Genomic DNA, 12,794 nt, shown 5'->3' with positions numbered 1-12,794 from the left:
AAAATATCTTCTGTACTATTAATGTTTTTCTCTAAGTTAAAATTTTTATGATATAAAAATCAATTAAAAATCTTTTGATTAAGAATTTAATAAAGCTTTACTAATATTTACTACATTGTTCGTACAAAAACCAAATAATTCCATCACTTCATTTCCTGTACCAGATGCTCCAAAGGTCTCTATTGAGATTTTTTTACCTTTGAAACCAACATAGCGTTCCCAACCAAGTGAAATACCCATTTCGATTGAAACACGGTTTAACATATTTGATGGTAAAACTGACTCTTTATATTCGTCTGATTGTTTATCAAATAATTCCCAACTTGGCAATGCTACAACACGTACTGATAAGTTTTCTTTTTCTAATTCATTTTTACTGTTCACAGCAAGCGACACTTCTGAACCAGTAGCAATTAAGATTAAATCTGGTTGATCGTTTGTTTCTGTTAAAACATATCCACCTTTTGAAAGATTATCTAATCTAGTAGCTGTTTCTTCAAATACTGGTAAGTTTTGACGACTTAATACTAAAGCAATTGGCCCTTTTGTATTTTGTAATGCAAATGCCCAAGCATTAGCTGTTTCATTTGCATCAGATGGACGAATTACTGTTAAACCAGGAATAGCACGTAATGCTGCTAAGTGTTCAACTGGTTCGTGTGTAGGACCGTCTTCACCAACCGCGATAGAATCATGTGTAAATACATAAGTTACTGGTAATTTTTGTAACGCTGCTAAACGAATTGATGGACGTAAATAATCATTAAATACAAAGAATGTACTTACAAACGGTTTAACTCCACCATGTAATGCCATACCATTTGCTGCTGCACCCATTGCATGCTCACGTACACCATAATAAATATTGCGTCCAGCATATGATTCTACAGCAAATTTACTTTCATCTTTAATATCTGTCATTGTTGAATGAGATAAATCTGCGCTTCCGCCGAAAATTTCAGGAACTGATTGAATGTAATGATTGATTGCCTCTCCACTCGCAACACGTGTTGAAATAGCTTTGTCTTGGTCAAAAGTTAATAAATCATTTGTATCGATTAAAACTTCATTAGTAATCGCTTTTTCAAGTTGAGCAGCTAGTGCTGGATAAGCTTCACGGTAAGAATTAAATAATTCATTCCACCTAGCTTCTTTTTCACTGCCTTTTTCTTGTAATTCTTTGAAATGTAATTTTACTTCTTCTGGTACGTAGAAATCTTCCTCGTAGTTCCAGTCATAAGCTTTCTTCGTTTCTTTTGCTTCTTCAAGGCCTAATGGGTTACCGTGGGCTTTGTTTGTACCAGCCACTTTTGGACTTCCATATCCAATAATTGTTCTGATTTCAATAATTGTTGGTTGATCTAAATTTTGTTTAGCTAATTCGATTGCTTTCGAAATTTCTACATGATCGTTTCCATCTTCTACTCTTAAATATTGCCAGTTAAATGATTCTGCTCTCTTTTTCATATCTTCAGAATAAGAAAGATTTAATGTTCCATCTAATGAAATATCGTTTGAATCATACAGAACTACTAGCTTACCAAGTTTCATATGACCAGCAAGTGACATCGCTTCGTATGCTACACCTTCCATTAAATCGCCATCACCAACTAAAGCGTAAGTGAAGTGATCGATAATTGAATGGTCTGCTTTGTTAAATTTACCTGCTAAATGAGCTTCAGCCATTGCCATACCTACCGCAGTAGCAATCCCTTGTCCAAGAGGACCAGTAGTAGCTTCTACACCATCAGTGTGTCCAAATTCAGGATGGCCTGGTGTTTTACTATTTAATTTACGGAAATCTTTAAGATCTTCAATTGAAACATCATAGCCTGCAACGTGTAGTAAGCTATATAACATACTTGAACCATGACCAGCTGACAAAACAAAACGGTCACGGTCAAACCATTTAGAACTTTTTGGACTATGTTTTAAATGATCTGCCCATAAAGCGTATGCCATTGGCGCAGCACCCATTGGTAAACCAGGATGACCAGAATTAGCCTGATTGATTGCATCAATTGAAAGTGTACGGATTGTATTAATTGATAATGTAGAAATCGAACTCATAATTTAAATACTCCTTTTTAGATCTGTTTTATTGTTTTCTGTTGCTTGTACAAAGTCTGTATCTAACCACCATTTGAAACCATCTTCTGCTAATAATTGTTCAGCAGCTTCTGGGCCAAACGAACCGGATTTATAAGTTTGAAGTGGTACTAAGTTTTCTTCAAATGCTTCTAAAATTGGTTGAACCCATTGCCAAGATAATTCTACTTCATTCCAATGAGCAAAAAATTTCGAATCGCCTCGTAATGCATCGTAAACTAATAACTCATATGCTTCTGGACGATCTTCGTTATTAGCAAAATACTCAGCTTTTACAGGTTCAATATTGCCTTCTACGTTTTTACTATTTAAATAGAAGGAAACTCTTTCATTCGGATTAATTTCAATAACCAATAAATTTGGTCCATTGTTTGATTTGTTCTTTTTTGAAAGGTTTTGAATCGGACTTTTAAATTCAAATACGATTCGAGTAGATTTTTCTTTCATTCTCTTACCTGTACGGATATAGAATGGAATTCCCTTCCAAAAATTATTTTCTATCAATACTCTAGCTGCTACATAAGTATCATTTTGTGAAGAAAACTCGATACCTGGTTCTTGTCTATATGCAACTACTTTCTTACCGTTCAGTTCACCAGAACCATATTGACCTCGAACTACATGAGAAGCCACTTCTTCTTTTAGCAATGGTCGAAGCGATTCAAGTACCTTTTTCTTTTCAGCTCTAACATCACTTGCAGTGTTCTGATTAGTTAGGTGCATCGCTGACATCATTAACATTTGAAGCATATGATTTTGGAACATATCTCGAATTGCTCCAGATTTATCATAATAACCCGATCGTTCTTCAACTCCGACTGTTTCACTAGCCGTAATTTGAACGTTTGCGATATATTGATTGTTCCATAATGCTTGTAATACCGGGTTAGCAAACTCTAATGCTTCTAAGTTTTGAACCATTGGTTTACCTAAATAATGATCAATTCTAAAAATCTCATCTTCTTTAAAAGATTTACTTAATTTTTCATTTAACTCTCTTGCTGTTTTCAAATCACGTCCAAAAGGTTTTTCGATAATTAGACGTTTCCAGCCTTTTGTAGTACCAAGACCACTTTCCTTAATATTTGATGCAATGACATCAAAAAATTCAGGTGCTACTGATAAATAAAATAATCGGTTTTCAGGAATCTGTAATTCCTGCTCTCTTTCTTTTACTAAATCTAATAAATCAACGAATCCTTCTTTGTTCGTGATATCTAGTTGTTGATAGCGAATTGAATCTAGAAATTCTTGGACCATTTTTTGATCATCTAAAGAACGTCTTGAAAAAGTAATTAGTGATTGCTTTACTTGATTCTGAAATTCGTTATCTGAAAAATCTTTCCTACCAATTCCTATGATTGAAAAAGACTCAGGCATCTTTTGGTCAATATATAAATTATATAAAGCAGGATAAATTTTTCGTTTTGCTAAATCGCCAGTGGCTCCGAACAATACAAATGACATAGAATCCATTAACTTACCCCCCTTAAGTCGATCTTTTAAGTTGTGATTCTGATAATAAAAATATATTTTCAAACGATCTTTATCTTTTATATCGAGATAATACTAGTTCAAATAATTCATTTCAATTAGTTATTCGGAAAATATTTTTTACCCAAACTAATAATACAAGAAAAAAATTTTTCTTTCCAATAAAATGCTTATGTTTCTATTAATTGGATTTTCATTAACTTCATTAAAAAAAAAGCCTTAATTAATTTTTTACGTTAATTAAGGCTTTGAAATCTTTTTTTATTTTGAAGATTATGTAAAAATCATACGTAGTGTTGTTAATATTAAACCAATAATAAAACCACAAACGGCTCCATTAACCCGAATCCAAGTAATATCCTTACCAATTTTATTTTCTAATAAGTCTGTTATTTCTTCAGTAGATAATTTTTCAATGTTGTATTTTACTAAATCACCAATTTTATGATGATATTTTTCAATTGTATTGATTAGAAGTTTCTTAAAACTTAGCTCAACATTATCAATCCAATTAGAATTTTTAGTGAAAATAATAATTTTTTGGATAGTATTTAAAATAAATTCTTCATCATTTATCTTATTTCTAAACAATTTTATTGCTTGATCTACAAGATATTCATACCCTTTATGTTTCCATTCGTCTAATTGACGAATAATATTTTCATTCGATTTATTTTTTTGGGCTTCCATTCGAATAAACGATAAGATGAAATTTCTTCGATCACTATTAGGATCCTTTAACTCAGAAAGCAAGTCTAATAGTCCACTATGTATAAATTCAGTTATCTTTTCCTCACCAATCATCGGTAAAAAAGCTTTAATCATAAAAAACTTTCGTTCGATAAATTGAATAACCTCTTTGCCAATTAATTCTTTAATATGGGGCAGGCTTACGGTTTCTACGATTTTATTAATTAAAAACTCATAAGTCTTTGAATCCCATTCTTTTTCAATTACAGTATCAACTGCGTTACTTAATAATCTCTGAGAGGAAATAGAATCAATGGTCGGTTTAAATGAATTTAAAAGAAACTTTTCAATTGTTTCATCTTGAATAGACATACCAAATTGTTTTATTGAATGAATCATTTTATTTCTTGATTCTTCATTTTCTACTAGTTGTTCAAATGCACTAATCCCTTGATGGATCCATTCACGTTCTTCTACTTTTTCAATTAAACTTTCCTTACTTAGCCATTGATTATTTAGTGTATTTAAAATACTGTCTGTAATTTTCTTTCTATTTTTTGGTAATAAAGCAGTATGAGGAATTGGTATACCTAGCGGATGACGAAACATTGCAGTAACAGCAAACCAATCTGCAAGACCACCAACTAAAGCTGCCTCAAAACCACCAGAAAGAATTTGTAATAATTTAGATTGAAACGGCGCCGTAGCAGCAAACCCACATGTTGCAACTAATAGAGATAGATTAGCTAGCCGTTTTGAATTTTTTTCTTTCATTACCTAAAAGCCTCCTAAATCTGTTTGAAAATAGTATATCATTCCTTTTATTTATTTTCTAAAATCATATTTAATAAAATTTATTATTTATGTAATTTGCCATAAATTGATTTATGACAGCATGAAGAGTTAAATAGTTAAGTACTGTTAAGCCTATAACGAGAAAAAGACTGTTTTCACAGTCCCAATGAATAGAGTGTTCTTCTATTAGCTGTTTGAAGCTTCTGACAGTCTGAAGTAACTAAAAATGCAATTGAAAATGATGACAAGTTATATGCAATCTATTTTTAAGATAAAATCTATGCGCTTCATATCGCTGAACTCCAGAATCTAAGTGGAATTGTTCACAATTATTCTCTTTTGCTTCTTTAATTAACCAATCCCATAAAAGTTGTGCATAGCCGTTTTTACGTTGGTTTTCGCTTGTAATTAAATCGTCAACATAAAAATATTTCCCCCATGCTAATGACTCAGTAATACGATAGCCAGCAACCGCTGTTACCACTTCATTTTCTAATACAGCTACAAGATGATAATTATTTGAATTTATTAATCTGTTTATCGTTTCAACAAAGTCATCTTCTCTTAAATTTGGACGCAATTGACTTACTGTTTGAAACGTTTTCAAAATATCTGAATTACTTTGCATTAATTTTACTTCTGCCATCTTTTCGCTCTCCTATTCACAAATCAACCTTCTTTAAAACATTAAATTTTATTCAATATTTTACCATTTTTTTGAAGTTATTTGTTTTTTATTTAAGGTTTAAGGTTCAAATCCAACTTTACTAATAAAAATCCGGTCTTCTAAAAAATATTTCTTAAAGCGTTCATAAACTAGCAGATAAGCTTCGGGACTATACCATTCTTCTAAATTGAGCTGAGTATATTTTTGCTCGATACCAAGTCGAGTCGTCCGTTTCCCGCCACTTCCATCACCCATCATAAAATCGTCTATACAAACTCTATTAACAATTCCCGATAACATTGATGGAAAATCCTCACTACTAGGTAAAATAGGCGCAATAGTAGCTTGTGTCGGAATACCAGCTTTTACAAGTTCTTCCAGCGTTTTTATTCGAGCACCAATTGGAGGTGCAAAAGGCGAGAAATACTTTCTAATCTCATCTAAATCTGTTTCAACTGTCATACTTACTCGTACCTTCTCTTTTAATTCCTTTAAAAGGTCAATATCTCTTTTTACAAGCGGACTCCGTGTTTGAACGAACAAAAAATCAGGCTGATTATGAACCATTACTTCTAATAGACTTCTAGTCAACTTCACTTTATATTCAATCGGTTGATATGGATCCGTACTTGAAGACATAAAAATGGTCACTTGCCCTTTGTTTTTTGACCTTGTTAATTCCTTCTCTAGTACTGTGGCTGCATTCTCCTTAATATCAACCCAACTGCCCCATTCTTCTTTTCGAAAAAGTGAAACTGGCATTTGCCTCACGTAGCAATATGAACAAGCAAATGAGCAACCCGTATAGGGATTTAAAGAGTGAGTATATCCAGATAGAAAACCAGTACCTTTATTTAAGATCGTTTTTGAATTTTTATAGATTACTTTGATTTTCATCTGGTCATCTCCGTTTTTAATTTTCTAGATTCAATTTTTAAAAGATTTATTTTCATCTCTAATCCACCGCGATAACCAGTTAATGCTCCGTCTTTTCCGATTACTCGATGGCAAGGAACAATGATAAGTAATGGGTTTGCTCCAATTGCTTTCCCGACTGCTCGAACAGCTTTTGGTTTATTTATATAATTTGCAACGTCTGAGTAAGTTTTAGTTTCTCCATAATTTATCGAGCAAAGTGCAATCCATACTGAATTTTGAAATTCTGTGCCGCGAAAATCCAAGTTAATCGTAAAATTTGAACGTTTTCCTTCTAAAAATTCTATCAATTCTGTCTTATAATCTTCCATCATTGTGTCATCTTCTACTATTTCAAATTTAGGGAAATATTTATCTTTAAATACTAGTAGTTCCTGAATGCCTTCATTTTGCGTTCCGACGAAACATAACCCTTTTGTTGTTGAGGCAATATGAATCTTCCATTCTTTTTGTTCGATTAATGTCCAAAATAATGTTTCAGTTGAATTTTTAAGCAATTTCATTCTCCCTTTTGATACTAATTTTTCATCGACCTATTTAATTCATATTATAAACTTAAATAGGTCCAATGGAGTGTTATTAGAATGAAAGAGCAAGATTTTGAAAATACCTTACTAAAAAAAACAATAGATTTGCTCTATTGTTTAAGCGACTAGTAACTTAGGATTGCAATTTAATTTCGCTTCTCAATCATTTCTGTAATCAGTTTTTCAGCTGCACTTCTATATAAATTGCTCATATTTATGAACGAAGTAATCAGTAGTAATTTCTCAACATATTCTTTACTTTCATCATCTATTCGATCTAACTCTTGATTTACGCTTTCACTTGATTGTTGAAGATCATTTTTAAATTTTTCTAGGCTGAGTTCGTTTAAATGTAAAAAACTATTATAAACATCATCAATATTTATTTGATTGTTTTCTAAAACTCTTTGATTTAACCCATTTAAAGTTTTATTTATGTCGTTTATCGATAGTGCACCTTTTAAATGATAAATTAAGCTAATTAAAATAATATGGTTCTTTGTGTATTTCTTATTTTTTATTGGAAAAAGCAGTTTTGCCTTAGAATAGTTATTAATCATTGTTTTTGTAAGTACTTTTTCGTCTGAATTCGGTTTCGAAAATTTATTATCAAATAGCTGGATTACTTGATCCATATATAGATCTAGATTTGGAATTTCCTCTAATGTAATTTTCTTGTCTAGCTCTAATTGTTCAATTATTTCATTTATATTGTTCATTTTTCATCCTCATTTATATGTCATTTACCTGTTAATAATATCATATTAAAAGGGGAGTTTAAACACTTGACTACATAATATAGTTGATGATAACTTTATATGTAGTTATTAAAACTACGTAACATAGTCGGAGGAGATACAATGGAGAACTTTATGCGTGAACCAATTAATTCTTTAACACATTTAATTGGAGCAGTACTATCACTTTTTGGGTTAATAGCGATGATCTTAAAGTCTACTATTTCTGGTGGGAGTGTTCTACAAACTTCAGCAGTTATTGCTTTCGGTATCAGTATGATTCTTCTCTACGCGGCTTCAACTACTTATCATATGGCAATCGCTAGTGATAAAATAATAGCTTTTTTAAGACGGATGGATCATTCAATGATTTTTGTCTTAATCGCAGGTACATATACTCCTTTTTGCATCATTAGTCTAAATGGAAAAATGGGATGGATCATTTTTTCGATTGTTGCTTTTATTGCTTTTTGTGGTGTTTTATTTAAATTGATTTGGTTTAACTGCCCAAGATGGTTATCTACAACTCTTTATATCGCTTTAGGTTGGATAATTATTATCGCTTCAGCACCCTTATCTGATGCGATTAGTATGAAGGGAATGTTCGCGCTTATTTTAGGTGGAATTTTTTATACTGTTGGTGGCGTCATTTATGGAATTAAACCTAAATTCTTATCATTTAGAAATTGGGGATTCCACGAAATTTTTCATATTTTTATTATGCTTGGAACTCTGTGTCACTTCTTCTGTGTTTATTACTTTGTAATCTAAATAAATATGAAACCATCCATTCGTAAAATGGATGGTTTTTATTTTAATATGCCCGAACCGTCAATTCTCACTTCAACTTTTGGTTTAATTGTAATTTTTTTATAGTCTTTATTCCAATCTAGTTTTTTCCATACATCTGGATGAAATGATATTAACTGTCTTCCAACTCCTAAAGCATCACAATTCGATTCTTGTAATGTCTTAATAACTTTTTCAGCTTTTTTTGTTAATTGCTTTGATAATTCTTTGTTTAACTTATCAATTTCTTTTTTTGAATCTAACTTATCATGAGCGTACTCAAGTGTATCAACTTCTAGTTTTAAATTTAATTTTACCGTTATTTTATTATCTTTTGAAACTTCAATTTTCATTTCCGGATCATTTTTTTTCACTTGAATCGAAATATATCTTTCTCTAACGTCTTTTTCTTTCGGACTAACTTCAATATTAAATCTTGCGAATTTCTCCATTCGATTTTTAAATAAAAGTAGCAAAGTAGGTTCATCATCCAACAAATTATACCCAGTATATTTGTGCTCGTTAAATAAAGCTAAGCCAGATATATCAATCAGTTTCTCATCCACTATTTCAATTAGCGGTAACATAATATCTTCACCTGGATCGAACATAATGGTACAAATCGTTTGAACGTTTTCAATTGGAACGATCGTATGGCTTTCAGCAGTTGTTACTAAATTCAAAATTTCTTCACTAACGAGTGTTGCCTCTACTTTATTTAATTTTAAAATTTCTTCTGCTTGCCCCTTTGCTACAATAACTTTAGCGCCTAATGAACTTCTTGGGTCTCGATAAACGATGTCGAAAATCGGATAAATATCCTGTTTTGCCAATTCATTTCCTAGTAATAATACCCTAGTTTTATTCGTAGCAAAGTCACCTGATACTTTCCGAGTCACTTTTAATTTCGCATCTCCAGGTGTTTTTCCACTAGCATTCACAATAACGTTAGTTGATTTCACTTGTGAGGGATCACTCCCTCCTTGGCTATTTGTCTTAATGACTGCTGTTACTCTTACATTATTATCTTCTGCTAAATCATATCCCGCGCTATAAACTAGCCTAGATTCCTTAAGAAGTCTTTGATCCCAGCAACTAGTTAAAAACAAATTACAAATTAATGTGATGATTACTAATTTATATTTCATATAAATTCCCATTTTCTTTCTTCTTCCTAATTACCGATACAATTAATAAAATTAAAGGAAAAATAAAGATAAATAAATAACTTGTATAAGAAAGATATGTTCCAAATTTCATTACAAATTCTTCATTTTGAGGTACAAATAGGCAGATAATCACGATGACTATTCCTGTAAAAATAGTAGTTTTATGATGGTTTTTAAATTTTAAGAGTTTGCATATACCGAAACATGTTAAGTATAAGTAGGTCACAAAAGAAGTCAAAATCGGTACAACCCAAATAGATAAAAAAACTAGATCTAATCTTTCAATCACTTCGTAGGATAAAGATTTTAATAAATATAAAATAGGCTCAGGTACAATTGCAATCTCTGCCTTGCTAAAGCTCATATAGCTAGTAATTAAAAAAAATGTATATAAAAGCGTTACAAAACTAATTGAGATCGTTCCGGCTTTTAAAATTTTGTTTGGCTTAGCTTTAATAAATGGAAATAATACTAAAATAAATTCAAATCCCATCATTGAAATCATTGCATCGTGAGCCCCGATTAAGATATTTTTTAATCCCGCTTGTCCGACTGGAAACAAATATCGATAATTTATATTATTAAAAGAACAGATTTCTAGAAAAATCAATAATAAAATAAGAATACACACAAATGTAAAAAATCGTGCGATTACTTTCATATTTTCTTTCGCTAAATATACGCCTGTCCCCACTATAAATAGAATTAAAACAAATGGTGGGGTAAATGTTAAGATCCACTTTTTTAAGGTCGAAACTGTGATTACAACAACATAAATTGAGACAATAAAGAAAAATAAGATGTAAAGATATGAAATTAAGATTCCTAAATATTTCCCTACAATTTTCGATGCATATCCATAAATCGTTTCATTAGGAAATCTAGTCCCAAGTAACCACATGATGAGTAATAGAAAAAAAATCCCGATTCCAGCTATTAATACAGAAATCCATCCATCATGTTCTGCATGCTTATGCACAACATATGGTAGAGATAATAAGCCAACACCTATTTGAGCTTGGATGATGACGAATGTAAATTGCGTTATGGAGAGCATCTTTTCATTTTTCATCATGTTCCCATCCCCTAGAATTATTTTCTCGATTAAATTTCTTTGGCAAAGATGCAAACGGTCGCTTTTTCATTTTCCAAGCTGGAGCGCGAACTACTGTATCTTTAAGATCCGATTTTCTAAACGGAGCAAATGGCGAAAAATAAGGTGTTCCGAACGATTCTAGCTTGCATAAATGAATCAATATAATACTAAGTCCAAATACGATGCCAATTAACCCAATTAATGATGCTGCAAACATTAATGGAAACCCAAGTAGCCTGACTGAAGTTCCTATTTCATTGTCTGGAACAACAAAAGATGCTATGGCTGTAAGTGAAATGACGACAATCATTGTATTAGAAACTAAATTAGCCTGTACAACAGCAGTTCCAATTACTAAACCACCTACAACACCTAAAGTTTGTGCGATTGGATTTGGAAGTCTTATTGCTGATTCTCTTAGTAATTCTAAAGTAATTTGCATTCCTAGAGCTTCTATTAATGGTGGGTAAGGAACGTTTTCTAGAGAGCTTTTCACGTTAAATACTAGATCTATTGGTATAATTTCAAAATGAAACGAGACTAATGCGATATATAAAGCAGGTAATGAAATTGCTATCAAAAAACTAACTAATCTTAATATGCGTGCAAATGAGGCAACCATCCATCGGCTATTATAGTCGTCTGGTGATTGATAAAATGAAAAAAATGTAATTGGTAATACAAGTGCGGAAGGGCTACCATCAGTTAAGATAGCAATTTTCCCTTCCATCAAATTGCCTGCTATTCGTTCAGATCGTTCTGTTGTCAGTATCTGTGGAAATGGTGAAAACGGATTGTCTTCGATGAATTCCTCAAGATTTCCTGGAGAATAGATGTAATCAACATTTATATATGAAAGTCTTCGATGGACCTCCTTAACTAACTCCTCATTGGCAATCGTATCAATATATAAGACTGCTAAGCACGTATCAGATTCTACGCCCAATGATAAAGTTTTAACCACAAGATTAGGATTACTAATTCTTCTCCTTATTTGATTAATATTTGTAACGATACACTCTACTAAACCATCATGTGAGCCTCTAATCGTTTGTTCACTACTAGGCTGTTCAATCGATCTATTTTGAAAAGAAGTAGTTTCTAAAATAAATCCAATTTTTTCATCTTCTGTAAAAATGACCGTATTGCCTTTCACAATACTGAGTATACATTCATCAAACGAATCCGAACTTTTAACATCTTTAATTGCTACAGTATTTGGAATCGTATCCTTTGAATTATTAATAATTTGTTGAATGATTTGAGTTTCTAGTGTATCTCTACCTACAATTGTACTGACATAGACAACTACAATTTTCTTATCTTGAAACATTAAATTTCGAGTAGTTAAATCACTAGAATTTAATAATGATTTTTTTACGTTTTCAATATTTTGGTCCAAATCGCGACTTATTTCAACTTTGGAATTCTGATTATTTTGGTTATGTTTAAACGAACGCATTTATACATTTCACCTATTTTCCAAACTCATACAATATATTAGACTTATTTTACGTTAAATAAGGGTTATTATTCATTTGTAAATTTACAACTTTAAGTTAAGGAAAATAGACTAATTACGTATTCATTCTAATTTTTGTTTTCATATAGTATTTGTACAGGCTATTTTCGAAAACTTTGTTTTTTTAAGAATATGTGTGAAAAGTTAAATACAACCGTTTCCTGTATAATGATGAAAATCAAAAGCCTCCTAATACACATTCACACTCTCGGCTTATAATCTCCCCTGATTCATTATTAGGTTTTTCACATTTTCATTCCTAT

The 12,794-nt window shown here is 31.5% G+C and carries 11 protein-coding genes; 1 reads left to right on the top strand and 10 read right to left on the bottom strand.

Annotated features, from left to right (window positions below; translation table 11 throughout):
* Positions 1-78: 78 nt before the first annotated feature.
* The 7 genes from tkt to COC46_RS12655 all read right to left on the bottom strand — a co-directional run bounded on the left by tkt (position 79) and on the right by COC46_RS12655 (position 7,937).
* On the bottom strand, positions 79-2,070 hold the full coding sequence (gene tkt, locus COC46_RS12685; protein ID WP_369700050.1) for a transketolase: 1,992 nt from the start codon (positions 2,068-2,070) through the stop codon (positions 79-81).
* A 3-nt stretch (positions 2,071-2,073) separates the two neighbouring features.
* Positions 2,074-3,585 carry a glucose-6-phosphate dehydrogenase gene (zwf, locus tag COC46_RS12680; protein WP_098810084.1) on the bottom strand — a complete coding sequence of 504 codons (1,512 nt, stop codon included), beginning with the start codon at positions 3,583-3,585 and terminating at the stop codon, positions 2,074-2,076.
* 291 nt (positions 3,586-3,876) lie between these two features.
* Positions 3,877-5,067: a DUF445 domain-containing protein gene (locus COC46_RS12675; protein WP_098810083.1), complete on the bottom strand. Its 1,191-nt coding sequence runs from the start codon at positions 5,065-5,067 to the stop codon at positions 3,877-3,879.
* Positions 5,068-5,308: 241 nt separating this feature from the next.
* Entirely contained in the window at positions 5,309-5,734 is a 426-nt protein-coding gene (locus COC46_RS12670; protein ID WP_098810082.1) for a GNAT family N-acetyltransferase, read from the bottom strand.
* 99 nt (positions 5,735-5,833) lie between these two features.
* The gene (locus tag COC46_RS12665; RefSeq protein ID WP_098810081.1) at positions 5,834-6,652 is read right to left on the bottom strand and encodes an SPL family radical SAM protein; all 819 of its coding nucleotides are present in this window, start codon (positions 6,650-6,652) and stop codon (positions 5,834-5,836) included.
* Positions 6,649-7,194 carry a methylated-DNA--[protein]-cysteine S-methyltransferase gene (locus COC46_RS12660; protein ID WP_098810080.1) on the bottom strand — a complete coding sequence of 182 codons (546 nt, stop codon included), beginning with the start codon at positions 7,192-7,194 and terminating at the stop codon, positions 6,649-6,651. The genes COC46_RS12665 and COC46_RS12660 overlap by 4 nt, the downstream gene beginning before the upstream one ends.
* Positions 7,195-7,364: 170 nt before the next feature.
* Entirely contained in the window at positions 7,365-7,937 is a 573-nt protein-coding gene (locus tag COC46_RS12655; protein ID WP_098810079.1) for a DUF1836 domain-containing protein, read from the bottom strand.
* A gap of 141 nt (positions 7,938-8,078) precedes the next feature.
* On the opposite strand from COC46_RS12655, the gene trhA reads away from it, so the two are divergent.
* A complete protein-coding gene (gene trhA / locus COC46_RS12650; RefSeq protein ID WP_098810078.1) occupies positions 8,079-8,726 on the top strand; it encodes a PAQR family membrane homeostasis protein TrhA in 648 nt (215 codons plus the stop codon).
* Between the two features lie 38 nt (positions 8,727-8,764).
* Here trhA and COC46_RS12645 read toward each other — a convergent pair whose 3' ends face one another.
* The 3 genes from COC46_RS12645 to COC46_RS12635 are packed head-to-tail and all read right to left on the bottom strand — an operon-like array spanning position 8,765 to position 12,471.
* Positions 8,765-9,892, bottom strand: coding sequence for a Ger(x)C family spore germination protein (locus tag COC46_RS12645; RefSeq protein ID WP_176545140.1), 1,128 nt, complete (start codon positions 9,890-9,892; stop codon positions 8,765-8,767).
* The gene (locus tag COC46_RS12640; RefSeq protein ID WP_098810076.1) at positions 9,882-10,988 is read right to left on the bottom strand and encodes a GerAB/ArcD/ProY family transporter; all 1,107 of its coding nucleotides are present in this window, start codon (positions 10,986-10,988) and stop codon (positions 9,882-9,884) included. Before COC46_RS12640 ends, COC46_RS12645 begins: the two co-directional genes overlap by 11 nt.
* Positions 10,975-12,471 (bottom strand): spore germination protein, encoded by a 1,497-nt coding sequence (locus tag COC46_RS12635; RefSeq protein ID WP_098810075.1) that lies wholly within the window; start codon positions 12,469-12,471, stop codon positions 10,975-10,977. The genes COC46_RS12640 and COC46_RS12635 overlap by 14 nt, the downstream gene beginning before the upstream one ends.
* Positions 12,472-12,794 lie beyond the last annotated feature (323 nt).

The organism is Bacillus sp. AFS041924 (assembly GCF_002577195.1).
GTDB lineage: Bacteria > Bacillota > Bacilli > Bacillales > Bacillaceae_G > Gottfriedia.
Note: the sequence above shows the minus strand (reverse complement) of the source record. Positions and strands in the feature narration are given on the sequence as shown.

Excerpts from the sequence above, each read along its gene's own strand:
- tkt (WP_369700050.1), bottom strand. The coding sequence starts at position 2,070 with ATGAGTTCGATTTCTACATTATCAATTAATACAATCCGTACACTTTCA.
- zwf (WP_098810084.1), bottom strand. The coding sequence starts at position 3,585 with ATGGATTCTATGTCATTTGTATTGTTCGGAGCCACTGGCGATTTAGCA.
- COC46_RS12675 (WP_098810083.1), bottom strand. The coding sequence starts at position 5,067 with ATGAAAGAAAAAAATTCAAAACGGCTAGCTAATCTATCTCTATTAGTT.
- COC46_RS12670 (WP_098810082.1), bottom strand. The coding sequence starts at position 5,734 with ATGGCAGAAGTAAAATTAATGCAAAGTAATTCAGATATTTTGAAAACG.
- COC46_RS12665 (WP_098810081.1), bottom strand. The coding sequence starts at position 6,652 with ATGAAAATCAAAGTAATCTATAAAAATTCAAAAACGATCTTAAATAAA.
- COC46_RS12660 (WP_098810080.1), bottom strand. The coding sequence starts at position 7,194 with ATGAAATTGCTTAAAAATTCAACTGAAACATTATTTTGGACATTAATC.
- COC46_RS12655 (WP_098810079.1), bottom strand. The coding sequence starts at position 7,937 with ATGAACAATATAAATGAAATAATTGAACAATTAGAGCTAGACAAGAAA.
- trhA (WP_098810078.1), top strand. The coding sequence starts at position 8,079 with ATGGAGAACTTTATGCGTGAACCAATTAATTCTTTAACACATTTAATT.
- COC46_RS12645 (WP_176545140.1), bottom strand. The coding sequence starts at position 9,892 with ATGAAATATAAATTAGTAATCATCACATTAATTTGTAATTTGTTTTTA.
- COC46_RS12640 (WP_098810076.1), bottom strand. The coding sequence starts at position 10,988 with ATGATGAAAAATGAAAAGATGCTCTCCATAACGCAATTTACATTCGTC.
- COC46_RS12635 (WP_098810075.1), bottom strand. The coding sequence starts at position 12,471 with ATGCGTTCGTTTAAACATAACCAAAATAATCAGAATTCCAAAGTTGAA.